23 protein-coding genes, 1 tRNA gene and 1 other RNA gene are annotated in these 25,956 nt (G+C 73.5%); 11 read left to right on the forward strand and 14 right to left on the reverse strand.

Annotated features, from left to right (window positions below):
* The first annotated feature begins 105 nt into the window (after positions 1 to 105).
* Together K7C98_RS29705 and rnpB are read left to right on the forward strand one after the other, a co-directional pair.
* Positions 106 to 924: a PP2C family protein-serine/threonine phosphatase gene (locus K7C98_RS29705; RefSeq protein ID WP_096328098.1), complete on the forward strand. Its 819-nt coding sequence runs from the start codon at positions 106 to 108 to the stop codon at positions 922 to 924.
* 70 nt (positions 925 to 994) lie between these two features.
* Positions 995 to 1,361: RNase P RNA component class A (gene rnpB / locus K7C98_RS29710), an RNA gene on the forward strand.
* A gap of 73 nt (positions 1,362 to 1,434) precedes the next feature.
* Here the strand turns inward: rnpB and K7C98_RS29715 are convergent.
* Positions 1,435 to 2,538, reverse strand: coding sequence for a glycosyltransferase (locus tag K7C98_RS29715; protein ID WP_224195174.1), 1,104 nt, complete (start codon positions 2,536 to 2,538; stop codon positions 1,435 to 1,437).
* A 3-nt stretch (positions 2,539 to 2,541) separates the two neighbouring features.
* Positions 2,542 to 4,014 (reverse strand): lipopolysaccharide biosynthesis protein, encoded by a 1,473-nt coding sequence (locus tag K7C98_RS29720; RefSeq protein ID WP_224195175.1) that lies wholly within the window; start codon positions 4,012 to 4,014, stop codon positions 2,542 to 2,544.
* A gap of 167 nt (positions 4,015 to 4,181) precedes the next feature.
* On the opposite strand from K7C98_RS29720, the gene K7C98_RS29725 reads away from it, so the two are divergent.
* Together K7C98_RS29725 and K7C98_RS29730 are read left to right on the forward strand one after the other, a co-directional pair.
* Positions 4,182 to 4,255 (forward strand) — tRNA-Ile (locus tag K7C98_RS29725).
* Positions 4,256 to 4,350: 95 nt separating this feature from the next.
* Positions 4,351 to 5,082 (forward strand): zinc ribbon domain-containing protein, encoded by a 732-nt coding sequence (locus K7C98_RS29730; protein ID WP_224195176.1) that lies wholly within the window; start codon positions 4,351 to 4,353, stop codon positions 5,080 to 5,082.
* A gap of 62 nt (positions 5,083 to 5,144) precedes the next feature.
* Here the strand turns inward: K7C98_RS29730 and K7C98_RS29735 are convergent, their stop codons facing one another.
* The 4 genes from K7C98_RS29735 to K7C98_RS45095 are packed head-to-tail and all read right to left on the reverse strand — an operon-like array spanning position 5,145 to position 11,837.
* Entirely contained in the window at positions 5,145 to 5,846 is a 702-nt protein-coding gene (locus K7C98_RS29735) for a hypothetical protein (protein ID WP_224195177.1), read from the reverse strand.
* A 30-nt stretch (positions 5,847 to 5,876) separates the two neighbouring features.
* The gene (locus K7C98_RS29740; protein WP_224195178.1) at positions 5,877 to 6,758 is read right to left on the reverse strand and encodes a hypothetical protein; all 882 of its coding nucleotides are present in this window, start codon (positions 6,756 to 6,758) and stop codon (positions 5,877 to 5,879) included.
* A 14-nt stretch (positions 6,759 to 6,772) separates the two neighbouring features.
* On the reverse strand, positions 6,773 to 8,383 hold the full coding sequence (locus tag K7C98_RS29745) for a serine/threonine-protein kinase (protein ID WP_224195179.1): 1,611 nt from the start codon (positions 8,381 to 8,383) through the stop codon (positions 6,773 to 6,775).
* A 19-nt stretch (positions 8,384 to 8,402) separates the two neighbouring features.
* Positions 8,403 to 11,837 carry a sulfatase-like hydrolase/transferase gene (locus K7C98_RS45095; protein WP_224195180.1) on the reverse strand — a complete coding sequence of 1,145 codons (3,435 nt, stop codon included), beginning with the start codon at positions 11,835 to 11,837 and terminating at the stop codon, positions 8,403 to 8,405.
* 168 nt (positions 11,838 to 12,005) lie between these two features.
* Here K7C98_RS45095 and K7C98_RS29755 point away from each other — a divergent pair, with 168 nt between their 5' ends.
* Genes K7C98_RS29755 through K7C98_RS29765 form a run of 3 tightly spaced genes read left to right on the forward strand, consistent with a single transcriptional unit; the run spans position 12,006 to position 13,951 of the window.
* The gene (locus K7C98_RS29755; protein WP_224195181.1) at positions 12,006 to 12,830 is read left to right on the forward strand and encodes a GNAT family N-acetyltransferase; all 825 of its coding nucleotides are present in this window, start codon (positions 12,006 to 12,008) and stop codon (positions 12,828 to 12,830) included.
* A 10-nt stretch (positions 12,831 to 12,840) separates the two neighbouring features.
* Positions 12,841 to 13,482: a DUF4291 domain-containing protein gene (locus K7C98_RS29760; RefSeq protein ID WP_346660316.1), complete on the forward strand. Its 642-nt coding sequence runs from the start codon at positions 12,841 to 12,843 to the stop codon at positions 13,480 to 13,482.
* Positions 13,483 to 13,519: 37 nt separating this feature from the next.
* Positions 13,520 to 13,951, forward strand: coding sequence for a hypothetical protein (locus K7C98_RS29765; protein ID WP_224195183.1), 432 nt, complete (start codon positions 13,520 to 13,522; stop codon positions 13,949 to 13,951).
* A gap of 31 nt (positions 13,952 to 13,982) precedes the next feature.
* On the opposite strand, the gene K7C98_RS29770 is transcribed toward K7C98_RS29765, so the two are convergent.
* The 4 genes from K7C98_RS29770 to K7C98_RS29785 form a co-directional block, all read right to left on the reverse strand.
* Positions 13,983 to 14,756, reverse strand: a complete 774-nt coding sequence (locus tag K7C98_RS29770) for an SDR family NAD(P)-dependent oxidoreductase (protein ID WP_224195184.1) — start codon at positions 14,754 to 14,756, stop codon at positions 13,983 to 13,985.
* A 71-nt stretch (positions 14,757 to 14,827) separates the two neighbouring features.
* A complete protein-coding gene (locus tag K7C98_RS29775; RefSeq protein WP_224195185.1) occupies positions 14,828 to 16,471 on the reverse strand; it encodes a serine/threonine-protein kinase in 1,644 nt (547 codons plus the stop codon).
* Between the two features lie 100 nt (positions 16,472 to 16,571).
* Positions 16,572 to 17,525, reverse strand: coding sequence for a hypothetical protein (locus tag K7C98_RS29780; protein WP_224195186.1), 954 nt, complete (start codon positions 17,523 to 17,525; stop codon positions 16,572 to 16,574).
* A gap of 175 nt (positions 17,526 to 17,700) precedes the next feature.
* Positions 17,701 to 18,234 (reverse strand): toll/interleukin-1 receptor domain-containing protein, encoded by a 534-nt coding sequence (locus tag K7C98_RS29785; RefSeq protein WP_224195187.1) that lies wholly within the window; start codon positions 18,232 to 18,234, stop codon positions 17,701 to 17,703.
* 180 nt (positions 18,235 to 18,414) lie between these two features.
* On the opposite strand from K7C98_RS29785, the gene K7C98_RS29790 reads away from it, so the two are divergent.
* The gene (locus K7C98_RS29790; RefSeq protein WP_224195188.1) at positions 18,415 to 18,831 is read left to right on the forward strand and encodes a hypothetical protein; all 417 of its coding nucleotides are present in this window, start codon (positions 18,415 to 18,417) and stop codon (positions 18,829 to 18,831) included.
* A 115-nt stretch (positions 18,832 to 18,946) separates the two neighbouring features.
* Here the strand turns inward: K7C98_RS29790 and K7C98_RS29795 are convergent, their stop codons facing one another.
* Positions 18,947 to 19,885, reverse strand: coding sequence for a YkgJ family cysteine cluster protein (locus K7C98_RS29795; protein WP_224195189.1), 939 nt, complete (start codon positions 19,883 to 19,885; stop codon positions 18,947 to 18,949).
* A gap of 98 nt (positions 19,886 to 19,983) precedes the next feature.
* Here K7C98_RS29795 and K7C98_RS29800 point away from each other — a divergent pair, with 98 nt between their 5' ends.
* The 3 genes from K7C98_RS29800 to K7C98_RS29810 all read left to right on the forward strand — a co-directional run bounded on the left by K7C98_RS29800 (position 19,984) and on the right by K7C98_RS29810 (position 23,292).
* Entirely contained in the window at positions 19,984 to 20,892 is a 909-nt protein-coding gene (locus tag K7C98_RS29800; RefSeq protein ID WP_224195190.1) for a hypothetical protein, read from the forward strand.
* Between the two features lie 58 nt (positions 20,893 to 20,950).
* Positions 20,951 to 21,658 (forward strand): 7-cyano-7-deazaguanine synthase QueC, encoded by a 708-nt coding sequence (gene queC / locus K7C98_RS29805; protein ID WP_224195191.1) that lies wholly within the window; start codon positions 20,951 to 20,953, stop codon positions 21,656 to 21,658.
* A gap of 302 nt (positions 21,659 to 21,960) precedes the next feature.
* Positions 21,961 to 23,292, forward strand: a complete 1,332-nt coding sequence (locus K7C98_RS29810; RefSeq protein ID WP_224195192.1) for a hypothetical protein — start codon at positions 21,961 to 21,963, stop codon at positions 23,290 to 23,292.
* A 150-nt stretch (positions 23,293 to 23,442) separates the two neighbouring features.
* Here the strand turns inward: K7C98_RS29810 and K7C98_RS29815 are convergent, their stop codons facing one another.
* From K7C98_RS29815 to modA, 3 genes are all read right to left on the reverse strand, one after another.
* On the reverse strand, positions 23,443 to 24,171 hold the full coding sequence (locus K7C98_RS29815; RefSeq protein ID WP_224195193.1) for an ABC transporter ATP-binding protein: 729 nt from the start codon (positions 24,169 to 24,171) through the stop codon (positions 23,443 to 23,445).
* A gap of 79 nt (positions 24,172 to 24,250) precedes the next feature.
* Positions 24,251 to 25,048, reverse strand: a complete 798-nt coding sequence (locus tag K7C98_RS29820; protein ID WP_224195194.1) for an ABC transporter permease — start codon at positions 25,046 to 25,048, stop codon at positions 24,251 to 24,253.
* A 34-nt stretch (positions 25,049 to 25,082) separates the two neighbouring features.
* Positions 25,083 to 25,850, reverse strand: coding sequence for a molybdate ABC transporter substrate-binding protein (gene modA / locus K7C98_RS29825; protein WP_224195195.1), 768 nt, complete (start codon positions 25,848 to 25,850; stop codon positions 25,083 to 25,085).
* Between the last annotated feature and the right edge of the window lie 106 nt (positions 25,851 to 25,956).

Consider the following 25,956-nt stretch of genomic DNA (forward strand, 5'->3'; position numbering starts at 1 on the left):
CGCGCTGCCGGCGCGGCCCCGGCTGCGCCAGCAACCGACGCCGAGCGCTCACCCTCCCGCAGCGATTCGTCTCGAACTGCCGCCGTACGTGGTATCGTCCAGGCTGTGCGTTTGATCGCGTGGGCATCCACCGACGTCGGCCGCGTCCGCATGGCGAACGAGGACAGCTTCCTCGTCGACAGCTCGCTCGGGCTGTATCTCGTCGCCGACGGCATGGGTGGCCACGCCGGCGGGGCGCATGCCAGTGCCATGTGCGCCGACGTCGTCAACAAGGTCGTGCGCCGCGGGATGGCGCGCCTGCACGGGATGCCGCAACAGGCGTGGTCGGAGGCGATCGCGGAGATCCTGCAAGCATCGGCGAGCGAGGCGAGCGCGCGGATCTACGACCAGGCGCAGCAGGACCGCTCGCTGCACGGGATGGGTACCACGCTCACCGGCATCCTGTTCCACGGCGACCGCGGCTACGTGGTCCACGTCGGTGACAGCCGCGCGTACCTGCTGCGCTCGGCGATGGCCTGCCAGCTGACCACCGACCACTCCTGGCTCAACGAGCAGGTGCTCGCCGGCCTCATCACCGAGGAAGAGGCGCAGGAGTCCGACCTCAAGCACATCATCACCCGCTCGGTCGGCTTCGAACGCCTGGTCGAGGCCGACATCGTGCCGGTCAACGTCAACCTCGGCGACGTGTACCTGCTCTGCTCCGACGGCTTCGCCAACTACGTGTCGCTCGACGAGCTGGCCGCGCTGGCCCGCGACAACCTGTACTCCGAGCTGCCGCAGGTCTGTACCGAGCTGGCGCTCGAGCGCGGCGGCGACGACAACATCACCGTGGTCGTCGTGCTCGCCTGCAACGACCACGACGAACGCCACGCGGTCCGCCAGCTCAGCAAGACCGCCACCGATACGCTGCCCTCGCTGCCGTGAGCGCCGCGCGCCGCGCTCGCTTGGCCCCGCCGCTCACGCGTGCTACACACCGCGGCGGGAGAGGAGCGGCCGAGGGGGACAAGGCGTTCGCGGTGAGCCCCGAGCTCATCGAGGAAAGTCCGGGCTCCGCAGGGCAGGGTGCTGGCGCAGGCCAGTCGGGGCGACCCGAAGGAAAGTGCCACAGAGACTCAGACCGCCCGCGTCCGCGCGGGTAAGGGTGAAAAGGTGCGGTAAGAGCGCACCGGGGACCTGGCGACAGGGACCGCACGGTAAACCCCACCCGGAGCAAGGCCAAACAGGGACACGGTGGCTCTCCGCAAGGAAGCCACCAGGGGCTGCCCGTCCCGTCCCGGGTAGTGCCGCGTAGAAGAATGACCGCCACCTGGGTGAGGCGACGATCCCAGGGACAGAACCCGGCTTACGACCCCGCTCGTCCGCTCCTCCTCCCGCCTTGTTTTTCAGACAGGTGCTGGCGAACATGTCTGAGCGGACATGTTCCGAGGGACAGGCTCAAGCGCGGCGCTTGCTCTCGAGGTCGCTGTAGAGCGCGTCGTAGCGGCTGGCCATCTGCGCCAGCGAGAACTCGCGGGCGGCCAGGGCGGCGGCGGCTTCGGACCAGGCGGCGACGGTGTCGCCGTGGACGACCTCGGCGACGGCGCGGGCGAACGCGTCGGGCTCGGCGGGGGCGGCCAGGCCGGGGCGGAGGCCGGCCTCGTGGCCGACGTGCAGCAGCTCGGCGGCCGGGGACACGTCGACGATCGCCGCCGGGACGCCGCGCGCGAGGCCCTCGAGCAGCGCCAGCGGCAGGTCGACCTTGCGCCGGGTGTGCGTGGCGGCGAACAGCTGCAGGGCGCTGCGGCGGTACAGCGCGTCCATGTCGGCGACCTCGGCCAGCAGCTCGACGCGGCCGGAGGCGAGGTCGCCGGCGAGCTCGCGCTGGAGGTGCGTGCGCGCGTCGGCGTCGCCCTCGGCCTTGGGCCGGCAGGCGATCGTCAGCGACCAGCCGCTCGGGGCGGTCGCGCGGGCCAGGGCGACCAGCCGGGCCGCGATCTCCTGGTCGAGGTCGCCGGCGTAGAGCAGGCGCTTGCGCGCGGCGACCTCGGCCGGAGCGTCGGGCGGGCAGGCGGCCACGGCCGGGCGGATCGTGGCGATCTTCGCCTCCGGCACGCCGGCGTCGCGCAGGCGCCGGGCTGTCCCGTGGGACAGGGCGACCACGGCGTCGAGCGGGCGCAGCAGCGGCGTCCAGCTCTCGGCCCCGTGCGACGACATCAGGCTCTGCACGAACAGCCGCCGCGGCTGCAGCCGCCGCAGCAGCGACACCACCGCGGCCGTGGCCTTGCCTGGCGTGAAGGACAGGTGCACCGGCAGGCCCGGGTGGCGCAGCATCGCCGCCAGCGCGCGCAGCTTGTCGCCCATCGTCGGCGCGTAGCCGGCCGCCGGCGCGCCGATCACCCGATCGGCGCCCGGCCGCAGCGGCGCGTTCGGGTCGCCGAGGTAGGCCAGGGCCCGGCCCGGCGGCATGTGCGTCACCAGGTCGCGCAGCAGCACCGTGCTGCCGTCGCGGAACGGCGGCCGCAGCGGCTTGGAGATGATGAGCCAGGGCTTTTGGGACATGTCCTAAGGAGCACGCTTCTTGCGGAGCTCGCGGAGCTCGGCCGGCGTGACGGCGCGGGTGACGACGATGGCGGCGAGGAACGCGGCGGCGAGCAGCGCCAGCTTGACGAGGATCAGCGGCTTGCTCGTGGGGGCCCACGTCCGCGAGACGACCTCGACCAGGGCCACCGCGGCCAGCAGCTTGACCAGGAACACCGGCGACAGCGCCGCGCCGAGGCTGCGCGCCAGGGCGACGAGGCTGACGATCGCCCCCGCGGCGCCGCCGATCGCCACCGCCGTGGCCGCGCCGGAGGTGAAGCTCTGCGGCACCAGGACGAAGCCGGCCGCGCTGACGACCACCAGCGGCACGGCGATCAGCAGCAGCGCCAGCTGCGAGCGGCGGCTGCTGTTGAAGATCCACGCGGCGGTGACCGTGAGCGAGTAGCCCGACATGCCCCACACCAGGAGGCGCAGCTCGCCGGCGGCCTCGCCGTAGGCGGCGGGGAACAGCAGCCGCTGGACCTCGGGCGCCGCGCCGGCGCCGACGCTGCTCATGAAGCACAGCAGGAACAGGCTGACCTTGGCCGTCGCGGTGACGTAGCGCTCGATCTGCGCCCGGTCGCTCTGGGCCTGCAGGCTGGCGATCAGCGGGAACATCACCAGGCTGACCGCGTTCATCATGCTGTAGGGCACGCGCGCGACCAGGTTGGCGCTCGAGTAGAAGCCGAGCGCGTCCTTCTGCGCCGCGGTGGTGGTGAACTGCTTGAGCAGCACCAGGTCGAGCGCCTGCAGCAGGTTCACGCCGGCGGTGAACACCAGCAGGAGGCCGGTGAACTCGGCCATCGCCGGCAGCGGGCCGGCGCCGCCGCCGGCGGTGCGCGGGCGGCAGCGGGCGACGAACAGGATCGACAGGGCGAACGCCAGCAGCGACGCGAACGTGAAGCCGCCGAGGATCTCGGCCAGACCGAAGCCCATGGCCGCGGCGCCGACGATCAGCGTCGTCTTCGTCATCGCCATGAAGATGTCGAGGCCGGCCTGGAACTGGAACTTGCGGATCGCGTTGAGGGTGCCGACGTTGACCGCGTAGGCGGCGTAGATCAGCGGGATGATGCCGACCATGCGCAGCGCGCCGGCCAGCGCCGGATCTTTGAGCGCGTACTCGGCGAGGAGGTCGGCGCCGAGGATGAAGACGACGGCGACGAGGCCGCCGAGCCCGGCCGCGAGGCGGAAGCCCCGCCGGCGCAGCCCGTCGTAGGAGGGCAGGCCGGCGTCGAACTCGGCCGACATCGGACGACTGACCGCGAACAGCAGCGTCTGGATCAGCACCATGTTCGGGATGGCAATGATCTGGCTGACGACCGTGTAATCGCCGAACGTGCCCGGGGGGACGAGTCGGGTCAGGGCGATCGAGACGGCGTAGCCGGCGATCAGGAAGAAGAGCTTGGCAAAGCCGAGCGAGAGGCCGCCTTTGCTGAGTTCGCTGGCATCTGTGGCCACGGGTCGCGCACACTAGCACGATGCAGCGAGCAGCCCCAACGCGGGCCCCCGGGGCGGTCGTCGCAGGCAGCGGAAGGCGCGCCTGCGGTGAACGCGCGATGCCGCTGAGTTTGACGTCCATGCCCTCCGTTACCTACTCTGGGGAGGACGATCCCCCAGCGTCGCACGGGCCCATAGCTCAGTCGGTCAGAGCGGCCGGCTCATAACCGGTTGGTCCCTGGTTCAAGCCCAGGTGGGCCCACCCACAGGCGTCCCATGACAGATATCCACCCGCAAATCCCCGCCCTTCGAACGCTCCAGCGACAGGACCGTCGCCTCACGCTGATGGAGCGGCGCTTGAGGGAGATCCCCAGCCGGATCGTCACCCTCGACTCCGACCTACACAAGCTCGAGCAAATGCTTGCGACGGAGCGCAACAAGCTCGACGACACGCGCTCGTTCCAGCAGCGGCAGGAGATGCAGCTCCACGACGAAGAGGACCTGATCCGCAGCAGCAAGGCCAAGCTCGGCGCGATCAAGACCGCCCGCGAGCTCAACGCGCAGCAGCGCGAGCTCGAGACCACCCGCCGCATGGTCCAGACCCGCACCGGCGAAATCGGCAAGCTGCAGGAGGCGGTCAACCGCACCGAGGCGCAGATCGCCAAGATGGACGCGCAGCTGCAGGCGCTGCGCCAGACCGCCGAGGCCGAGAAGGCCAAGCTCGGCGAGGAACAGGGCCGCCTCAACGAGTCGATCGACAAGGCCAAGAAGGTCCGCGCCCGCCTGGTCAAGGACATCGACCGCGAGACGCTGGCCTCCTACGAGCGCATCCGCAAGCGCCTGGGCGGCCTCGCCTTCGTCGCCGCCCACCGCGAGCGCTGCACCGCCTGCAAGATGGTCATCCCCCACATCATGTACACGCGCCTGCTCAAGGGCCGGGAGATCCCCGCCTGCGAGTCGTGCGGCCGCCTGCTCTACTGGTCCGGTCACTTCCCCGAGGACCACAACCAGTTCGAGTCGAAGAAGGACGACGACAACAGCAAGCCGAAGCCGGCCGAGGACGTGATCCCCGGCGTGCGCGAGTTCTAGTACGGCGGCCCGCAGGTGGCTTCAAGGACATGCCCTTCAGGGCATGTCCTTTTCGCTGCCCGTCACGCCCCGCACTTGAACACGAGGAGCGGGCAGTTGCCGGAGCAGCACTCGGAGCCGTTGCCGCAGCTGGCGCCGTTGGGCTTGCAGCAGCCGGTGACGTCGAAGGTGCAGTTGGCGGCGCACTTCAAGATCCCGCCGCCGTAGGCGCCGAGGTCGGTGCACTTCTTGCCGTCGAGGTCGGCCCCGTCGCAGGCCTCCTGGTCCTCGACGACGCCGTTGCCGCACAGCTCGGTCATCGTCGTGCTGCCGGTCTCGGTGGTCGTGTCGGTGGTGCCGGCGGTGGTCGTGTCGTCGGTGGTCGTCTCCCCGGTCGTGCCGGTCGTCGTGCTCGTGCTGGTGTCCGCGCTCGTGCCGGTCGAGGTGGACGTGCTCGTGCTGGTCGAGGTCGACGTGCTCGTGCTGGTCGTGGTGGTCGAATCGGTGGTGGGGATCCCGGTGGTCGGGATCGCGGCGGTCGTCGTGGTCGACGGATCGTTGGTCGTCAGCGGCGGGCCGCTGTCCGAGTCGCGGCGGCACGCCTCGACGGTCACCGGCTCGGCCACGCAGCCGTCGTTGCTCGCCTCGCACAGGCTGCAGTACGGCCGGCTCGCGTCGCGCTCGGCGCAGGTCAGGTCGCCGGACTGGTTGCCGCAGTGGCTCGTGTTGGGGACCGAGCAACCGGCGGCGAGGAGGGCGAGCGCGGCGTATGTTCTCCAGGACATGTTCCGAACAACCTGTTTTAAGAGCAATTTTCAGAACGAGCCGGCCAGGGTCAGGCCGGCGGCCCCGCGGCCGACGCTGGGCAGCCAGGACACGCGGCGCTGGGTGGCCTTGCGGTCGAGGGCGAGCAGGACCGCGCCGGTGATCACCGCGGCGGCGCCGATGCCGAGCACGGCGAAGCCGGCGGGTCGGGTGGAGATCTCGTAGAGCGGCATGTCGGGGTCGGGCTTCGGCTCCTTGATCGCCAGGCCGAGGCCGGTGATCGCGCCGACGCCGCCGACGACGAGCAGGGCGACGCCGGCCTTGCCGCGCGGGCCGAGGCCGCGCGGGGGCGGCGGGGGCTCCGGCTTGGGCGGCTCGGGCGGCGGCGCGGCGGCCTTGAGCTGGGCCTCGCGCTGGGCCTGGGCGAAGTCGCGGACGAACGGGACCAGCCGCTCGATCTCCGCCGTCCCGCGCTCGACCGCCTCGCCCTCGGTGCACAGGCGGCACTCGGTCTGGTGCAGGCTGTCGCCGACCGCCTCCTCGCCGACGTAGAGGCCCGAGTCGATCATGTAGCCGGGCTCCTCGCCGGGCAGGGCGCGCACGGTGAGGCGGATCCACGGGTCTTTCGGGCCGCGGCCGGGCAGCACCTCGAAGCGGCGCAGCTGGCGGTTGCCGACCTCGTCGAGGCGCTCGTGGATGATCGGGCCGGCGGGTCCGGCCGCGTTGGTGTCGATCGCCAGGCTCGCGCGGGCGATCGTCTCGCCGGGGGGCGCGAGCTCGGGGCGGGCCGCCGGGCTCGCGGTCGCGGCGGGCTTCGCCGGGGTGTTCGCGTCCGCGGGCGCGGCCTTGTCGGCCGGCCCGTTCGCGGGCGTGGGTGGGTTCGCGGGCGCGGCTGCGCGGGCAGGGCCGAGCGGGGCCGCGGCGAGGGACACGGCTGCGGCGAGGCTCAGCCCCCGACGCGCTTTTGGCACAGCTTGAGCCAACCTTGAGCCTCCTGGTCTTTGAGACCTTTCCCTACGGACATGCATCCCGTGAAGTCACCCAGCTCCATCAGCGCCTTGGTCTCGAGCTTGCGGGCCTCGGCGGCCGAGGCCCAGCACTCGCGCTGACGGCTATAGTCTCGCAAGATCGCCCAGCGCTGGGATCGGCGGGCGGTCTCCGCCGACGTGCGGACCCGCTGGCAGCGCTGGGTCAGGTGGGCGTCGCGCGTACTCGCCTTCGGGGTCGGACGCGCGCTCTCCGGCGGAGTGGGCGCGGGCTCGAGCGGCGCGGGCTCGAGCGGCGCGGGCTCGACGGGCGGGGGCGTCGGCGGCGGCGACGTGTCCTTCGGGACAGGTGGCGGCTCGACCGGCGCCGGCGCGGGCGGGACCACGGCGGCGAGTTCGGGCGGTGATTCGGGCGGCGGCGAGCGCAGCAGCGAGAACGTGAGCATCAGCCCGGCGACGGCGAGCAGCCCGAGCAGCAGCGGCACCGCCAACTTGCGCGGCGCGGGCCGGTGCACCGGCGGGAGCGTGGCGCCCGGGCTGGACTTGAAGGGCGGCAGCGAGGGCTCGGCGGCGGCGAAGGCCGTGGCGGCGCCGAGGGTGTCGGCGGGCTCGGGCTCGTCGGGGTCGATCGGGCCGAGTCCGTGCGACGTGCTCGACCGCCGCATCTCCTGCAGGACCTGGTCGAGGCGGGCGGCGACGGTGTCGCCGTCGCTGGGGCGCTCGGCGGCGTCGGTGGCCAGGCAGTCGGCGATCAGCTTGACCAGCGAGGGGGGGAGGCCGGGGCGGCGGGTCTCGATCGACGGGGCCGGCCGGTTGAGCTTGAAGGCCAGCAGCTCGAACGCGTTGCTGGCCGAGAACGGGATGTCGCCGGACAGCATCTCGAACAGCATCACGCCCATCGCGTAGACATCGAAGGTCGGGCGCGCGGGCATGTTGGTGGCCTGCTCGGGGGCCATGTACTCGGGCGTGCCCATCAGCGAGCCCGGGCTGGTGATCCGCTCGGCGCCGCTGACGATGAGTCCGCCGTTGGCGGCGATGCCGAAGTCGAGCACCTTGACGGCCTCGCCGTCGGACTGGGGCACGAGCATGATGTTGCTCGGCTTGAGGTCGCGGTGGACCACGCCGGCGCGGTGACCTGCCCCGAGGGCCAGGGCGATCTGCCGCATGATCACGCACGAGCGGCGCGGCTCGAGCGCGACGTGCTCGATGAGCTCGGCCTCGAGGTCGCGGCCGGCCAGGTGCTCCATCACCAGGAACAGGCGGCGGTCGGGCAGCATGCCGGCGTCGAACACTTGAACGATGTTCGGGTGGCCGATCGCACTCGCGGTGCGGGCCTCGGCGCGGAACCGACGGACGATCGAGTCGGTCTTGCTCCACTGCGACAGCAGCACCTTGATGGCGACCTTGCGGCCGACCTCGATGTGCTCGGCGAGGTACACCGAGCCCATGCCGCCGCGGCCGAGGACCTGGATCACCTTGTAGCGCTCGACCAGGACCGTGCCCGGGGGGAAGTCGCCCTCGGGTCCTGCGGCCTCCTCCGGCTCGGCATCGATGGCGAGGTCGAAGCTCACGGCGCGTCGGCTCAGGCTATCACGGACCTGGGTCTGGCCCCGAAGGGAGCGCTCGAGCGAGGTCATGGTCGGCGATCGCTCGCGACACTGCCAGCGCGCGCCGGGCCCGCTGGACCTCCGGGGTGCAGGCCTCGCGCTCGATCCGGGCCCCCTCGGCCGCGAAACAGGCCCCTCCGGGCGGGATATCCCGCCCGGCGACCGCGAACAGGCGGTCGTCGCCCACCGCCGAGCCGTCGGGGAGGGCCGCCACCCCCGGGCCCGCCCGACCCGGGACCAGAGGCCGGCCGACGAAGGCGGGTGGGGCGGGGACGCCGAGGTAGTGCAGCCAGGTCGGGGCCAAATCGACGTGGCTGCCGACGGCGTCGACCTCGCCCGCCTGTCCTCCGGGCAAGACGAGGAAGCCCGGCACGCGCTCGAGCCGGAGCGGCAGCGACGGCGACCCGGCCGGCTCGCCGGCGAGCGCGGCGATCTCCGGCGTGACCCCGAGGCGGGCGTCGTGGTCGCCGTAGATCGCCACCGCCGTGCTGTCCGCCAGGCCAGTCGCCTCCAGCCCGGCGAACAGCTCGGCCAGGGCCGCGTCGAGGTGGTGGATCCCGTGGAGGTAGTTGCCGAGGCTCGTGCCCTCGAGCGCGCCGAGCTGCAGCCGGCGCAGCCCCGGCGGGAACTCGTCGTAGGGGTGGTGGAGGCTGAGCGTGACGAGGAAGGCGAAGAACGGCTTCGGGGCCCCGGCCAGCTCCGGCAGCATGCGGGCGAAGAACGCCTCGTCGGCCAGGCCCCAGCCGATCACGGGCCCGGGGCCGAGCTCGCGGTCGAACAGCGAGCGCTCGAAGCCGTAGCGCGGGTGCAGGGTGGCCCGGTTCCAGAACCCGCGCTTGAACGGGTGGGCCGACAGGGTCGAGTAGCCGGCCGCCTTCAGCGCGTGGGCGATCGTCTCGAACTGGTTGCCGGCGCGCAGGAACGCGACCGCGCCCTGGCCCAGCGGGTACTGTGAATTGAGGATCGCGTACTCCGCATCCGAGGTCATGCCCTGGGCGGTGATGTCGACGATCGCGCGGAAATAGAGGGCGCGCCGGCGCAGGCGGTTGAGGAACGGCGTGATCTCCTGCCCGGCGACGCTGGCGCCGATCGTCCAGCCCTGCAGCGCCTCGGCCTGGATCACCAGCAGGTTGGCCCCGCGCGCCGCCGCGAAATCCGGCGGCCTCGCCCCGGCGCGCTCGGCGAAGAACGCCGCGATCTCGGCCCGCTCCTCCGGGGTCAGCGAGCCGCGGCCGAACGCCCCCCCGAGCGTGCGGACCACGTCGAACAGGTGGGCCCCGAGCACGCCGAAGCGGCCGGCGTTGTGCTGCTCGGAGAACACGCGCGCCCCGAGCCCGCTGCGCATCGCCCCGCCGAGGATCACCGCGATCGGCAGGCTGGCCGCGACGAGCGTCGCCAGGCCCGCGAGCGTCGCCCGGCGGCGGGCCGTCTCGCCGGCCCGCTCGCGCGCCCGCGGCCACGCGCCCGCGAGCGCCAGCCCGGAGATCGGCGCCGCGGCCAGCCAGGCGTACTCGGGCCGCAGCAGCGCCTTGACGCTGGCGCCGATGTCGCCGACCTGGTGCGCGCCGACCAGCGCCTGCACCGGGACGATCGCCCCGAGCACGTGCATGTACAGCAGATCGGCGAGCAGCAGCACGGCTGTCCCGAGGGACAGGACGAACGCCAGCCACGGCCGCGCCCGCGCCGGCACCAGCAGCACGAGCAGGGCCGGGACCGCCGCCGCGCTGAACGCCGCCGCGCGGCCGCCCTGCCACAGCTCGATCGCCGCCAGCTCGGCGAACGTGAACGTGAGCACCGCCCCGGCCGCCCACAGCCACAGCGCGGGGACCAGGTCGAGCGCGGCCCACCGCCACGAGCCGGGGCCCGGCCGGCGGCGCCGCGCCGCGACCACGGCCGCCAGGGTCGCGGCGATCAGCGCCAGCTGCCAGCGGGTCGAGCGCAACATGACCTCGACGACATGTTCCGAAGGACCGCCGGTCGGCGGCGGGAACCACCGCACCTGCTCGCGCACCATCGCCAGCGCGAGCGCGTAGCTGCCGGCGCGCGGCGGGCCGGCCACGCGCACGGACACGGTCGCCGTCTCGCCGGGCGCGACCGGGTGGGGCAGCTCGGTGCGCATGCCCTCGTGCTGCAGCGGCGCGCCGTCGTCGGTGCGCCAGCGGTACGACAGGCGGTCGCCCGCGGCCGGCGACCACGTCTCGGCGCCGGTGTTGCGCACGGTGACGGTGAACTCGTCGCTGTCGGCGGCGGCGAGGCGGGTCGGCCAGTCGGCGGCCACCAGCTCCCACGCGAGCGCCGGCGGTCCGACCGTCGCCGCCGCGGCGAGCTCGTGCTCGGGGGCGATCCACGCCTCGCCCTCGCGGACCAGCCGCGGCGCCAGCAGCCAGGTCCCCGGCGCGTCGGGCGGCCGGACCTTGAACGCGAGCTCGACGACCTCGCCGGGCTCGACCTCGCCCGGCAGCTCGGTGCGGATGCCCTCCTGGACATGTCCGTCGGGACCTGTCCACAAGTAGCTGACCTTGAGACCCTGTCCGGGAAGCCAGGCCTGTTCGCCGCGGTGCTCGAGCGTCAGCAGGGCCTCGGCGGGCAGCCCGGCCTGCAGCGGCGGCAGGCTCAGCGCCAGGGCCGCGAACGCGTCGCGCGGGGGGCCGACCGCCACGGCCGCCGCGGCCTCGCCGGCCCCGGGCCCGTACCAGGCCCGGCCCTCGCGGACCGGCTGCCACTGCAGCGTGTACGGCCCCGGCCGCGCCGGCGCGCGCAGCTCGGCGGGCAGCACCACGCAGCCGCCCGGCTCGACCGCCGCCGGCAACGGGGTGCGCACGCCCTCGAGCCGCTCGCCCTCGCCGCTGAGCCAGTGGTAGCTGAGCGCGTCGCCGTGCGCCGCGGCCCACGTGTTCGCGCCGGTGTTGCACAGCCGCACCCGCGCCTCCGCCCGCGCCCCCGCGGCGACCTCGCGCGGGACCTCGACCTGCTCGATCGACCAGGTGCCCGGCGCCGGCCCGACGTCGACCTCGATCGCGTCGCCGCCCCCGACCGGCGCGTCGTACCAGAACCGGTTCTCGCGCACGAGCGCCCAGCGCAGCACGTAGCGCCCGGCCGCGGCCGGGGCCGCCAGCGTCGCCGCCACCGCGACCCGCTCGCCCGGCCCGACCGGGAACGGCAGCCGCGTGCGCGCCCCGTCGCGCTCGACCACGGCGCCGCCCGCGTCCTCCCAGTGGTACGACAGCCGGTCCTTCTGTCCCTCGGACCATGTCTCTCGGCTCAGGTTGACGAGCTCGACGCGGACCGTCGCGCCCTGGCCGGGCGCCAGCGAGCTCGGCGTCTCGTGGCCCGCGAGCCGCCACGCCGGGGCCGCCCGCGCCTCGCCGGCCGCGCCCGCGGCCAGCCCGATCGCCAGCAGGAGAGCGCGCGCCGACACGACGGGCGACCGTAGTGCCGCGCGCCGCGGATTTCAACCGCCCCGGGTCCGACGCGAGCGCGCGGTGGACCCGCGACCGCGTGACCTCGACGTCGCGCGCGCTCGCGGAGCGCGGGAGGTCGCCGCGTGCGCTTGAACCGGCGTCGCGCGCCCGAGTACCATCGAGCGATGGCCCTCGCGCACCGTCCCGCGGCGGACGACGACTACGCGACCTTCGCCCGCCTGTTCCCCGAGCTCGACACCGGCGACCCGGTCCCGCTGCGCTCGCACTGGGCCGCGGAGATCGCCCCGCACACCTGGCTCTTCGAACAGGACGGCGCCACCGCCGGCTACCTCTACTTCGAGCGCCTGGCCGGCGTCGGCTACATCCGCCACGTCGTCGTCGTCCCCGAGCAGCGCGGGCGCGGCCTCGGCCTCGCCATGCTGCGAGCGGCCGCCGCCGAGCTGCGCGCGGCCGGCTGCGCCACCTGGTGCCTCAACGTCAAGCCCGGCAACCTGCCCGCGGTCCGCCTCTACGAGCGCCTCGGCCTGCGCGAGGCCTACCGCTCGACCGCGCTGCGGTTCCTGTGGCCGCAGACCGAGGCCCTCAGGCTGCCGGCGCGCGGGCTGCAGACGCGCACGATCGACCCGGACGAGGACGCGGCGATCGAGGCCGCGTTCACCTTGCCCAGAGGACAGCTCGCGGCGGGGCGCGCGGCCGGCCGCGTGCTGGTCCGCCTCGCCGACCCCGCCGACCCCGCCGCGCTCGGCCTCGGCTTCGCCTCGTTCAACCCCGACTTCCCCGGCGCGTTCCCGTTCCGCCTCGCCGACCCCGACTACGCCGCCCCCCTGCTCGCCGGCCTGCGCCCGCACGCCCGCCCGGGCGTGGCCAACATGGGCATCGTCGCCGAGGCCGACCCCGGCCTGACCGCCCGCATGGTGGCGATCGGCGCGACCGTGCACATGGAGTTCAGTCACTTCTCGGGACATGTCCCTGACGACATGCCCAGTTAGACATGTCCTCATGAACCTGCTCATCGAGCCATACTCCACCCAGAAGCAGCGCTGGCCGCGGGCCGGCCGGCACATCCTGGCCCAGTTCGACGCCGACTCGGTCGTGGTCTACCAGGCCTACCGCCCGGCGATCGGTCACTGGGCGGCGGCCCACCAGCGCTTCGGCGGCCCCTTCAGCCTCGAGCGGATGAGCTGGATCAAGCCCAACTTCCTGTGGATGATGTACCGCTCGGGCTGGGGCACGAAGGAGGGCCAGGAGGTGACGCTGGCGGTACGGATCCGCCGGCCGGCCTTCGACGCGATCCTCGCCGCGGCGATCCACTCGACGCATGTCCCGGAGGTCTACGGCGAGCGCAAGGCGTGGGAGCAGCTCGGCAAGCGCTCCGACGTGCGACTGCAGTGGGACCCCGACCACGGCCCCGCGGGCGACAAGCAGGAGCGCCGGGCGATCCAGCTCGGCCTGCGCGGAGCGGCGATCGCCGCCTACGCGAGCGAGTGGATCGTCGGCATCGAGGACATCTCCCCGTTCGTCGCCGAGCAGCGCCAGGTGTGGCTCGAGGGCGACCGCGCCGCGCTGCTGACCCCGCGCGAGGAGGTCTACCCGGTCGCCGATCCCGCCGTGGGATCCAGGCTCGGCATCAGCCCGCCGTAGCATTCCGCCCGGGCGAGCCGGGGCGTACGATCGCCGCGTGCGCATCGACCAGGCCGAGATCGACTCGTGGATCCAGCCGCTGACCGGCAAGAAGGGCGACCGCTGGCCGGAGCAGCGGACGTTCCGCGCCCTCCTCCGCAGCGGCGAGCTGCACCGCTTCGCGTCCGACGCCCACGTGCTCGTGGGCCGCTCCGCCTCCGACCCCGACGCGCACCTCATCACGACGACCGCCCTGCTCGAGGACGAGCTCGCCGCCGACGAGCTGAAGTTCATCAAGGAGCTGCTGGCGAGCTGGTCGCCGCCGACCGTGTGGCTGGCCTGGCTGCAGCGAGACACCCGCATGCAGCGGCTCCACCCCGAGCTCCTGCGCAGCTCGGGCCTGTCGAAGGTGACGCGCAAGAAGATCCGCGGCTGGGCGATCTCCGTCGGCGTCAAGCTCGACGACCTCAAGGCGCTGATCCGCGGCTGACGGCGTCAGCCCGTGACTGGGCAGGGGCGACTCAGCGGAACGAGGTCAGCGTGCGCCCGCCGTCGATCGCGTGCAGGCCGCCGGTGATCCAGCCGGCCTCGTCGCTGACGAGGAACGCCGCGAGGGCCGCGATCTCCTCCGGTTGACCGGGGCGGCCGAGCGGGTGCGTCGACTTGGCGCGCTCGAGGAACGCCGCGTAGTCGGTGACCGCCCCGCTGGTGATGTGCAGCTCGCTGACGACCACGCCCGGGCAGATCGCGTTGACGCGCACGCCGCGGGGCGCCAGCTCGAGCGCGAGGCACTGGGTCAGCATGTCGAGCGCGGCCTTGCTGACGCAGTACGAGAGGATCGTCGGGTAGGGGCGCAGGCCGGCGATGCTCGACAGGTTGACGATCGAGCCGCCGCGGCCCTGGACGATCGAGGGGGCTGCCCTTCGGGTCAGGTCGTAGACCGACTCGAGGTTGGCGTCCATGATGCGCCGCCACTCGTCGGGCTTGGGGCTGTCGAGGATCGAGTCGTTGCCGAGCACCCCGGCCGCGTTGACGAGGATGTCGAGCCCGCCGAGGCCCTGCAGCGCCTCCTCGACGACGCGCTCGTTGTCCTCGCCGCGGGTGTGGTCGGCCGCGATCGCCACCACCTCGACTCCGGCCGCGCGCGCGCGCTCGGCCGTCTCCTTCAGCCGCTCGAGGCGTCGCCCCGTGATCGCCAGGCTGGCACCCTCCTCGGCGAACCGCGACGCGATCGCCCGCCCGATCCCGCTGGTCGCTCCGGTGACCAGCGCCCGCTTGCCCGTGAGTCGCTTCATCGCGGGCGACGCTACCACGCCTCCCATCGTGGAGGTGTGCCGGTACACCCGCGCGCCCACGCGGCCACGCCTCACATCGTGAAGGTGTGACGGTGCGACGACTTGGCCCGCGACGGCCGCAGCAGGGCCGTCTTGGCCACCCGCGCCACGCAATTGCCGAGCGTGCTGCCGGCTTGCGACCCGGTCGGCTCGGCGCTCTTGACCGAACCATCGGCCCCGACCACCACCTGCACCGTGACCGCCATCTTGCGCAGCGCGTAGCGCGAACACTCGAGCTTGACCCGCGCCCCGAGCTTGGCCATCCCCGCCGCGAACTCGTCGGCCGTCAGCGGCGCCGGCCCGTTGCGCGGGCCCTTCGGCGTCGCGGGCCCGCGCACCGTCGCGGGCTCGGGGGCCTCGTCCGCGGGGGCCTCGTCGGTCGGAGGCTCGACCGGCGGAGGCTCGACCGGCGGCGCGGCGACGGGCGGCGCGGCGACGGGCGGAGCCTCGGCCTTCGCGACCTCGACCTTCGCGACCTCGACCGGCGCCTCGACCTTCGTCGCCGCGACCGGCGCGGCGAGCACCGGCGCCGCCGCGGCGATCGGCGCGACCACCGTGGCCGCGGCCGGGGCGGGAGCCACCTGTCCCGTGGTATAAAACCTTTTGGCCATGGTCCAGAGGACAGCCGAGAACAGCACCAGCAGCGCCACCACGCCGGCCGCGATCCATCGCGGCGACGTCCGCGGCGGCTCGGGCAGGGGGGGCGGCAGCGGCGGCGGCGTCGGCGGCGGCGCGACCACCACGTCGGCCTCGGCGATCGCGGCGCGCAGGGCCGCCGCGAACTCGCCGATCGTGTCGTAGCGGAGGTCGCGGTCCTTGGCCAGCGCGCGCAGCACCACGGCGTCGAGGGCCGCGGGGATCTCCGCGGCGGGGCGCGCCTGCGACGGCGGCGTCGGCAGCTCCATCAGGTGGGCCGTCAGCGTCGACATGAAGCTCTCGCCGGCGAACGGCAGCTTGCCGACCAAAAGGTCGTAGAGCATCACGCCGACGGCGTAGATGTCGACGCGCGCGTCGGGCTTGAGCCCGCGGATCAGCTCGGGCGCGAGGTACTCGGGCGTGCCGAGCAGGCCGCTGCCCGCGCTCGAGGGGCGCTCGACCTCGCTGTCCTCGAGCACCTTGGCGATCCCGAAGTCCAGCACCTTGATGAAGTCGGGGTCGTTGCCGCGGCGGATCCGGAAGCAGTTCTCCGGCTTCATGTCGCGATGGATGATCCCCTGCGCGTGCGCGGCCTCCAGCGCCGCCGCGATCTGCAGCACGATCGCCGCCGCGCGCCGCCACGGCAGCGAGCCCTCGCGGTCGCTGGTGGCCGCCAGGTCCTCGCCTTCGAGGTACTCCATCACCAGGAACACCAGGCCGTCGTCGGTCGAGCCGAAGTCGGTGATGTCGACCACGTGCTCGTGGCGGATCTTCGAGGCCGCGCGGGCCTCGTTGAGGAAGCGCTGGACCTCGACGCGGCGCTCGCTATGGGCCGCGTCGAGCACCTTGACCGCGACCGGCTTGCGGATCACGACGTGCTCGGCGCGGTAGACCGTGCCCATGCCGCCGTGGCCGATCACCTTCTCGAGCCGGTAGCGGTCGGCCAGCGTGTGGCCGAGCAGCGGGTCGGGCGCCTCGGGCCACATCCCGTGCGTTCGGCCGCTGACGGACCTGCGCGAGCCAGATGGACGCAAGGGCATCGGCGGCCCCAGCATAGCGGAAGTCGCCGCGCCGCGATCTCCGCGGGTGGCCGGGCGCGGCCCCCCTCGTCTGTCTCGAGGGACAGAGACCGGCGCGGCCTCAGAACCGCCAGCGCACCGCCGCGCCGCCGCCCGCCGGGGTGGCGACCGGCCACACCGCGAGCGCCGGCTCGGCCGCCGCGGGCGGGCGACCGGCCGACTTGTGGGCGCGCACGCCGACGACCAGCAGCGCCACGCCGGCGCCGAGCGCCAGCGAGCCGAACACGCCGCCGACGATGGCCATGGCGTTGTCGCCGTTGCCGCGGCGTTCGAACGCGGCGAACCGGGGATCGTCGGCCGCGAGCTCGGGCATCGCCTGCACCAGCGCCGCGGCCTCGTCCTCGGTGCGCTGGCCGCGGACCAGGCCGCCGATCATCAGGCCGAGCAGCGCCACGCCGACCCCGGTCGTCACGCCGCCGGCGATCAGCAGCTTCTTCGGCGTCGCCTGGACCGGCTTCGGCGCGTCGCTCGGGGGCGGCGTCGGCGGCCCCGCCTTGTCGTGCACGCGCGGCAGCTCGAGCGCGGCGCAGTCGAGGTCGCTCTCGCGGGACTTGGCGACCACGAAGTCCTTCCGGACCTCCTCGCGCAGCCCGGTCGCCTTGACCATGTCGGGCGACTTGCGGCCGCGCTTCCGCTCCTGCTCGGTCTCGATGAAGTCGGCGAGGGCCCGATCGGCGGCGCACAGGTGCGCGGCCGGGTGCTCGTTGCCGCGGCGCTCGCCGCCGGCCGTGAAGGCGCCGCGGTGGGCGTCGACGAGGTCGAAGAGGATCGCCGCCCGCAGCTCGCGCTCGGATTCGGGGATCTGGGAGTAGGCGGCCGCGAACTCGCGGGCGGCCGCGGGGAACTGTCCGGCGTCGCGCTCGGCCAGGCCGCGGTCGTACGCGCGCTGGGCCGCCTCGGGGATCGGCGGCGGCTCGTTCGCGACCGCCGCCCGCGGCGGACCGGCCAGCGCCGCGGCGACGACCAGCCCGCTCCAGCGGGCGCGCGAGGACGAGGTCGCCAGCGAGTTCAGCATGCGAAAAGCGCGGTTCCGCGCGGGCAGACGCGGCGAGGCGAGGATAGATCGCCGCCTGCGGGCGACACAAGCCGCGCCGAACGCTGACACCGGCGCGCGGGCGGACCTGGGCGCCGGTAGCGACGGACCGCAGGTGCGTCGCCGCGGTCGCACCGGCCCTGTCCGTGGGGACAGGTCAGGAGCCGAGGGTGACCGGAGCGCGGTGGGCGGCGCGGATGATCTCGTCGGCGGCGGCGGCCAGGACCTCGGCGCGGCCGCGGCGGTCGAACGCGGCGAGCGGCTTCATCGGATCGTTGAGGCCGTAGAAGCTCGAGATCCGCACGCTCTTGGTCGCGCGGGTGGTGGGCTCGACGAACTGGAACTCGGCGAACGCGTCCATCGCCGGGCGCATGTAGAGGCACTGGACGGCCGCGCGCGGGTGGGTCTGACCGGCCAGCAGGGCGGGCAGGCGGTGCTCGGTGATGAACGGGGAGGACAGGAAGCCGGGGGAGATCAGCAGCACCGTCACGCGCGCGCCGGCGAGGGCGCGGCGGAACTCCGGGCCGGCGCCTGCGACCCGCAGGTCGTCCCACAGGTCGAGCATCCAGGCCTTCTGCAGCGGCTTGAGGTGGACCTGCAGCTCGCCCAGCAGATCGCGCTCGCGGTGGCTGTACGCGATGACGACGCCGTTGCGCAGCGGCTGCGCCTGCTCGTACGGCGAAGACGACATCGTGGTGGCAGTGACCGACGGCCCGCTCATACCGGCTCCCTTGTAACAGATTCCGCTACACTTTCGCGCATGCTCGCGTCCCTTCGGTCTGTCCCGAGTGCCCTGTTCGTCCTGACCCTCGCGCCGGTCGCTTGTGGCCCCTCGCCCGAGGCGTCGAAGGCGAGTCCGACAGCCGAGTCTGTGAAGTCGGCTACACCCGGGGCAGCACCGGCGGCGGCGCCGTCCGAGGGCCAGCAGTTCTCGAGCAAGGCGTCGGCGTCGACGGTGCCCGACCCGGCGTGGTTTTCGCCGGCGCTGTTGCCGGGCGCGACGGTGACGAAGAAGGGTCGCTCGCCCTCCGATGACCAGGGCCGCTTCACGGCTCAAATTTTGTTCGCGTTTCCGGCGGGCGCCAGCCTCGATGACTGCACCGATCCGCTGGCGGCCGCGCTGGCGAAGATCGTGCCCACCGTGCAGCGCGAGGAGAAGGACGGTCGCGTGACGCTCTCGGGCGACGCCGAGGGCCAGCGCGTGATGTTCATCTGCGGCGACGCCAACGGTACGCTCACGGCCTTCGTCAGCTACCGCTGGACGCAGCCTCCGCCGGCCGCGCCGTGAGCTGGGGCCACGTTCACGCGCCGCCAGGCCCGGGGGCCGCGGGCTCGCGTGGGTCTCGGCGGCGCGCTCGCGGCTCGCGGGCGTGACGTCGTCGGCACCGCCGCGTTCGCCGGGCTTACTTCTTCGCGGCGCGCTTGCGTTCCTTGGCGCGCTCTTTCTGGAATTTCTTGGCCGAGGGGTTGTTGCGATTGGCCTTGGGGGCCGGTTGGCCATCGGCGGCGAAGCGCGGTGGGGCCTCGCCGACCTCGGGAATCGTCTGGCCCTCGCAGAAGTGCAGCATCTGCAGCAGGCCCGCGTTGAGGAACGGCGCCACGCCGAGCATCATCCGCTTCTCGATCTGCATCAGCGCGACCTGCTGGCGCACCGGCAGGCGGATGTTGCGGGCCGTCACCCTGGCGAACGAAGGATCGCGCGGGTCGGACCAGGCGGGGTCGGTGGTGACGAAGTGCATGCGGCAGGCGTTGGGGCGCACGTCCCAGACGCGGCAGCGGTGGGTCTGCGGGTCGAGCAGCGGGCACAGGTCGCCGCGCTGGGCGAACGCCAGGCGGCCGTCCTCGACCGCGGCGTCGGTCATGGCGATCTTCTCCGGGTCCTTGCCGGTGTGGCGCTGCTGGATCTCCTTGAACTGCGCCTCGCCGAGCTCGGCCAGCCGCTTGGCCACGTCGGCGAAGTCGCGCCACGGGCGGATCGTGCGGTAGATCAGCAGCGCCTCGACGCCGCTGACGCCGACCGGCTGCTCGTGACAGCAGCGGAACCCCTCGGGCGTGCCGGGGCGGGCGGCTGTCCCGAGGTTCATGTGCTTGGAGACAGCCTCGACGTAGGCGTCGTAGGCGGCGACGAAGCGGGCGGCGGCGGCGTAGAAGCCCTTGGGGGCGCGCTTGTTCAGGGCGATGTCGGCGAGCCCCGGCAGCGCGGCGAGCTCGTCGAGCGCGGCCTGGACGGCCGCGACCTGCGGCTCGGTGGCCTTGCGAACTGCCCGCGGGATGCGGGTGATCTGGTCGCGCGGCATTTTGGGCCGGCGCCCGAGGAGCCGCTTGAAGAGAGCCAGGACCATGAGGCGGCGACTTCTTAGCAGAGAGGCAGAGCTTTTTCACGGGCGTACGCCTGCGGGACCGTTGCGCGGCCTGGCTCGCGCGGTTAGCGTTGCCGCCGATGTCGACCTCACGTGCCCTGCTGTGCCGCCGTTCTGCGCTGTTCGCCCTGTTCGTCGCGCTCGCCTCGTCCCCGCTCGCCTGCAAGAAGGGCGCCGACACGGCCGGTCCTGACGGCGCCGGGGGCTCCGGCGCGGCGGTCGCGGGCGGCACGGAGCTGCGCTACAAGGCCGGCGCGTACAAGCTCAAGGCCGACGTGAAGTTCTCGTTCAAGGCGACCTCGCCGCAGGGCGTCAACGAGGCCTCGGGCGACATCTCCGGCCTGCTCGACGTGAGCGACGCCGGCGACAAGATCAAGGTCGCCCTGGCCGTCGCCGAGGTCCGCGACTTCGTCCTCGGCAAGGACATGTTGCCGCCGCCGAAGGAGGGGGAGACCCCGGTCGACCCCAAGGCCGCGGTCCAGTCGTTCACCGGCGCCTTCGTCGCCGACATGCGCGGCGAGCTCGACGAGGCGGCCACCAAGGCGCTGCCCGAGACCGCCGCCGCCAAGGAGAAGAAGGGCGTCGAGGCCGCGGTGGCCGGCTTCGCCACCGGCGTGCTCGGCCTGCCCGAGCTGCCGAAGGCCCCGCTGGTCGAGGGCAAGCAGGTCGAGACGACCGAGCGCAAGGACGAGAACCTGCAGGGCCTGGTGATCCCGGTCGACACCACCAGCAAGTTCACGCTGATCAAGATCGACAGCTCGTCGGGCAAGCGGATCGCCGAGGTCAAGTACGAGTCCGAGTCGTCCGGCGCGGTCGAGCAGGGCAAGCAGCTGATCACCCTCGAGGTCGCCGCCGAGGGCACGGTGCTGTTCAACCTCGACGACCAGATCCCCGTGCGCCGCACCTCGTCGTCGACGACCAACATCGCCGCCGGCCAGATGGGCGTCGAGATCGTCAACAGCATCGACTCGACCTTCTCGCCAGCGTGAGCCCGCTCGCCGCGGTCGCCGGCTGGCGCTCGCGGCCTCGCGCCGGTATGACCTCGCCATGAGCGAACCCGTCCGTGCCGTCGTCCTCCTCAGCGGTGGCCTCGACTCGACCACCGTCCTCGCCCTCGCCGCCGCCGAGGGACGCGCGCTGCACGCCCTGAGCTTCCGCTACGGCCAGCGCCACGAGGTCGAGCTCGCCAGCGCGGCCCGCCAGGCCGCCCGCTTCGGCGCCCGCGCCCACGAGGTCGTCGACCTGGCTCACCTCGGCCGCCTCGTCGCCGCCGGCACCTCGCTGCTGAGGGCCAGCGGTGAAGCTGTCCCCAAGGACAGCCCGACGGGCGCGGGCGAGATCCCCAGCACCTACGTGCCGGCGCGCAACACCCTGTTCCTCGCCTACGCGCTCGGCTGGGCCGAGGTCCTCGGCGCCGCCGAGATCTGGGTCGGCGTCAACGCCGTCGACTACTCCGGCTACCCCGACTGCCGCCCGCAGTTCCTGGCCGCGTTCGAGCGCCTCGCCGCCGAGGCCACCCGCGCCGGCGTCGAGGGCAAGCCGCTGCACGTGCGGGCGCCGCTGATCGACTGGTCCAAGAGCCAGATCATCCAGGCCGGCCGCGCCGCCGGGGTCGACTACGCCGACACCGTGTCCTGCTACGACCCGGTCGTCGTCGCCGAGCTGCCGCGCGCGTGCGGCCGCTGCGACAGCTGCCGCCTGCGCCGCGACGGCTTCGCCGCGGCCGGCGTGCCCGATCCGACCCGCTACGCGTGAGCGCGGCCGGGCAATTTCTAAAAAAGGCATGTCCTCTTGGCCATGCCTTTATGGACATGTCCATAAAGGCATGGCCACTGGGGCATGTAGCGAAGCCATGGACTGTCCCGGGCGCGCGAGCCCGGGCGGCCGGGTCGTCTGCTCGACCTGCCGGCGTATGGAGAGGAGCGTCTGACCGTCGCGCTGCCGCCGCCCTGCTCGCCGCTGCCCACGCGGCGGCTCCGCCGGCTCGCGAACTCGCGCGACAGCCGTCGTGACGGAACCTCCGCGGGCCGGAGAAGAACACAAACAAGGAGCCCGCCATGACATCTTCTCGTCTTTCACAAGGAATATCGCATCGAGCAGTCGTCTTCGCCTCCGTCTGCCTGTCCGGGTGCGTCCTCGACTATCAGGTCGGCAAGAATCCCCAGGCCACAGCGAGTGACGACTCCGGGTCCTCGTCGACGACGGCGTCTGGGCCGGCGGTGTGCGGCGACGGGAGCGTCGACGGCGACGAGGCTTGCGACGACGGCAACGACGTCGCCGACGACGGCTGCGATCTCGAGTGTCGGCCGAGCGCCACCGTCGAGTGGACGCGCAAGGACGGAGCTGACGTCTTCGCCGTCGCCGTCGATCCGTCCGGACGGATCGTCCTCGCCGGCAGCGAGGGCAACGAGGCGCTGGTGCGCGTCCTGGACCCGGACGGCGGCCTCGTCTGGGAGCGGACCGTCCTCGACCCGGGCTTCACGTACGCGGGGTTCTCCGACGTGGTCGTCGACGATGGCGGGCGGATCTTCGTCGCGGGGCGCGAGGGCATCCCGGGTGCGTCGGATCTGCTGCTCCACGGCTTCGGACCGGACGCCGAGACGCTGTGGTCGTTCCACGAGCCCTTCCCCGGCCACGCAGCCGACGACTCACCCGCGCTCGCGGCCGGCTCTGGCGGTTTGTACGTGGCGAACAGCGGGCTTCAGCCGGATGGCAATAAGGACCTGATCGTCCGTCGCCTCGACCCGGCCACCGGCTCGGTGCTGTGGAACACCCACCACGGTGACGCGCTCATCTTCGCCACCGACCTCGCGGTGTCCGGCTCGACGATCGTCGCCGTCGGCGGCATCCACCAGGACGAAGACGAGCCCACACACCCGCTCGTGGTCGTCCTCGACGAACAGGGAGAGGTCGTCTCGAGCGCCGCCGACGCGCAGGTCGATGGGATTTGGCTCAGCGTCGCGGCGATCGGCGGCGCCAGCGACCTGTTGCTGGCCGGCCTCGACGCCAGCATCGATATCAACGGGTACGGCGCCGTGCTGCGGCGCGTCCGCGCCGACGGCACGCAGGTGTGGAGCTTCATCGACGAAGAGACGACCGAGCAGTTCCTCGATGTCGCCGTCGGTCCCGACGAGGCGATCGTCGTCATCGGCACCGGCCGGGTCCCGGACTCCCCGGTGATCTACAGCTACGCCCGCCGTTTGACCGGCCAGGGCGCGTCCGTGTGGTCGTCCCATTTCTTGAACAGCGCCGAGGCGACGCAGGAGCAGGGCTTCGCCGCCGCCTTCGGGCCGGGGTTCATCGTCGCCCTGGGGCTCTGGAACGAGGGCCCGATCGACGACGATGGCGGCAACTGGGCCTCGTGGGTCCGGCGCCTCAGCAGCGAGTGAGCGGCTCTGTCATGGCCATGGACCTGTAAGTATCTAAGGATATGACCGATAGGGCATGTCCTGAAGGCTAGTCCGGACGTCTGGACCATCCAGTCGTCGGCGGCCGGGTCGTTCGGGTGCTGCCGGGCGACGGCGCGGAGAGCCGGAGCCTCACGCGTCCTCGGCGAGCACCGCCGCGACGTAGGCGGTCGGCGGCCGCGCGCGCAGCTCGGCCGCGGTGCCGCGGGCCGTCAGGCGGCCGCCCTCGACCACCAGCAGCTCGTCGGCGAGGGCCACCGCGTCGCGCACGTCGTGGCTGACGATCAGCGAGATCGCCCCGGCCTCGGCCAGCCAGCCGGCCAGCAGGCGGCGGGCCTGGGCGCGGGCCGACACGTCGAGCGCGGCCAGCGGCTCGTCGAGCAGCAGCAGGGCGGGGCGGGTGATCATCGCCCGCGCCAGCGCGACCCGCTGGGCCTGCCCGCCCGACAGCGCGGCCGGCCGCAGCTCGCCGACCTCGGCCACGCCGAGGCGCTCGAGCCACGCCTGCGCCTCCGCCCGCGCCCGCGCCCGCCCGACCCCGCGCGCCCGCAGCCCGTAGGCGACGTTGTCGCGCGCGCTCATGTGTCCGAACAGACAGTATCCTTGGAACATGACCCCGAGGCCACGTTCCTGCGGCGTCAGGCGCAGCCGCTCGCCCGGGCGCTCGAGCGCGCGGCCGCCGAGCACGACCTCGCCGCGGGTCAGCGGCACCAGGCCGGCGAGCGCGTCGACCAGGGTCGATTTGCCGGCTCCGTTGGGCCCGAGCACCGCCGCGGTGGCCCCGGGCGCCAGCGAGAACTCCAGCTCGAGCGAGAACTCGCCGCGGCGCGCCGCGATGTCGGCGTGGAGCCCCGGGCTCATCGCCGCCGCCCTCCGCCGCCGGGCTCGCAAGTGCAGCCCGCGCGCGTCGTCGATGTCTTCGTGGCGGGCGCCGGGTGTTTCATGTGCGGAACAGGTGGCCGCGCAGGGCCGCGAGGAGGGCGAGGGACACGGCGAGGAGGAGCAGGCTGAGGGCCACCGCGCCGTCGGGGCTGGCGTGCAGCGCCTCGTAGACCGCCAGCGGCATCGTCTGCGTGCGCGCCTGCAGGTTGCCGGCGAACGTGATCGTCGCCCCGAACTCGCCGAGCGCACGGGCCCAGCACAGCGCCAGCCCGGCGACCAGGCTCGGGCGGATGGCCGGCAGCACCACGGTCCCGACGATCCGCAGGCGGCTGGCCCCCAGCGTCGCAGCCGCCTGCTCGAAGCGCGGGTCGAGCCCGCGCAGCGCGCCCTCGACGGTGATCACCAGGAACGGCGCGGCGACGAAGGTGGCCGCCACGACCGCGCCGGCGGTGGTGTACGGCAAGATGACCCCGAGGCCATGTTCCAGGAACCCGCCGAGCAGCCCGCGCCGGCCGAACGCCGCCAGCAGCGCGGTCCCGCCGACCACCGGCGGCAGCACCATCGGCAACGTCACCAGCGCGCGCGCCAGCCCGCGCCCCGGGAACGGCAGCCGCGCCAGCGCGTACGCCAGCGGCAGCCCGAGCAGCAGCGACAGCCCGGCGGCCGCCAGCGACACCTGCAGCGACAGCCGCAGCGCGTCCCGCACCGCCGGCGCCTGCAATTGCCGCCACAGCTCGCCCGGCGCCACGCGCACCAGCAGGCCGATCAGCGGCAGGGCCAGCAGCGCCACCGCGGCCCCGGCGAGCAGGCCGATCGCCAGGTGCGCGTGGCCCGGGCGACCGGGCTTCAAGGACATGTCGTGCAAGACAGGTGCCTTCGGACAGGTCGAATCACGGCGGGAGGAACCCGCGCTCGCCGAGCGCGGCGGCCCCGGCCGGGCCGCTGACGAGCTCGACGAACGCGGCGGCGAGGGCCGGCTGCGGGCTGTCGGTCAGCGCGGCGATCTCGTAGGCCGGGACGACGTCGTCGGCGCCGGCGAAGGCGACGGTGCGCAGCTTGCCGGCGACCGCGTCGGTGACGTCGGTGGCGTAGACGACCCCGGCGTCGGCCTCGCCGGCCGCGACCTTGCCGACCACCCCGCGCACGTTCTCCTCGTTGGACACCACGTTGGCGAGCGCCGCGTCGCGCACGCCGGCGCGCCCGAGGGCCTCGCGGGCGTAGGCGCCGACCGGCACCGCCTCACCGGCGAGCACCAGGCGCAGGCCGGGCCGCGCCAGATCGGCGGGCCCCTCGATCGTGCCGTCGGCGATCGGGGTGACGATCACCAGCCTGTTCCTGGCGAACACCCGCGCCGGCTGCATGCGGCTCGAGGCGGCCGCGCGCTGCATCTGCGCCTGGTCGGCCGAGGCGAACACGTCGGCCGGCGCGCCCGCGACGATCTGCGCCGCGAGGATCTGCGAGCCGGCGAAGTTGTAGACGACGTCGACGCCCGGGTGCTCGGCCTCGAAGCCGGCCTCGAGCTCGACGAACGCCTCTTTTAAAGACATGGCCGCCGCGACGTGCAGCTCGGCCCCGGTCGGCGCGCCCGCGGGCGACGAACAGGCGAGGAGCACCAGCGCTCCGGACATCGCCGCGCCGCTCCGCGAGGGGGACCGCATGCCGGGAGCGTAGCGATCGCGCGCTCCGGCGAGCAAGCGGTTTTGAAACCACGAGCAGCGGCGGCCGGGCGAGCCTCTGGCGGTCCCTCGCCTGCCACCGGGCGCG

The sequence above is a fragment of the Nannocystis pusilla genome (genome assembly GCF_020073745.1).
Taxonomy (GTDB): domain Bacteria; phylum Myxococcota_A; class Polyangia; order Nannocystales; family Nannocystaceae; genus Nannocystis; species Nannocystis radixulma.

Coding starts and splice junctions, on each gene's coding strand:
- K7C98_RS29770 (WP_224195184.1), bottom strand. CDS start 14,756: ATGAAGCGACTCACGGGCAAGCGGGCGCTGGTCACCGGAGCGACCAGC.
- K7C98_RS29715 (WP_224195174.1), bottom strand. CDS start 2,538: ATGTCCCAAAAGCCCTGGCTCATCATCTCCAAGCCGCTGCGGCCGCCG.
- K7C98_RS29760 (WP_346660316.1), top strand. CDS start 12,841: ATGAACCTGCTCATCGAGCCATACTCCACCCAGAAGCAGCGCTGGCCG.
- K7C98_RS29820 (WP_224195194.1), bottom strand. CDS start 25,048: ATGTCCTTGAAGCCCGGTCGCCCGGGCCACGCGCACCTGGCGATCGGC.
- modA (WP_224195195.1), bottom strand. CDS start 25,850: ATGCGGTCCCCCTCGCGGAGCGGCGCGGCGATGTCCGGAGCGCTGGTG.
- K7C98_RS29810 (WP_224195192.1), top strand. CDS start 21,961: ATGACATCTTCTCGTCTTTCACAAGGAATATCGCATCGAGCAGTCGTC.
- K7C98_RS29800 (WP_224195190.1), top strand. CDS start 19,984: ATGTCGACCTCACGTGCCCTGCTGTGCCGCCGTTCTGCGCTGTTCGCC.
- K7C98_RS29755 (WP_224195181.1), top strand. CDS start 12,006: ATGGCCCTCGCGCACCGTCCCGCGGCGGACGACGACTACGCGACCTTC.
- K7C98_RS29780 (WP_224195186.1), bottom strand. CDS start 17,525: ATGCTGAACTCGCTGGCGACCTCGTCCTCGCGCGCCCGCTGGAGCGGG.
- queC (WP_224195191.1), top strand. CDS start 20,951: ATGAGCGAACCCGTCCGTGCCGTCGTCCTCCTCAGCGGTGGCCTCGAC.
- K7C98_RS29785 (WP_224195187.1), bottom strand. CDS start 18,234: ATGTCGTCTTCGCCGTACGAGCAGGCGCAGCCGCTGCGCAACGGCGTC.
- K7C98_RS29795 (WP_224195189.1), bottom strand. CDS start 19,885: ATGGTCCTGGCTCTCTTCAAGCGGCTCCTCGGGCGCCGGCCCAAAATG.
- K7C98_RS29735 (WP_224195177.1), bottom strand. CDS start 5,846: ATGTCCTGGAGAACATACGCCGCGCTCGCCCTCCTCGCCGCCGGTTGC.
- K7C98_RS29815 (WP_224195193.1), bottom strand. CDS start 24,171: ATGAGCCCGGGGCTCCACGCCGACATCGCGGCGCGCCGCGGCGAGTTC.
- K7C98_RS29775 (WP_224195185.1), bottom strand. CDS start 16,471: ATGCCCTTGCGTCCATCTGGCTCGCGCAGGTCCGTCAGCGGCCGAACG.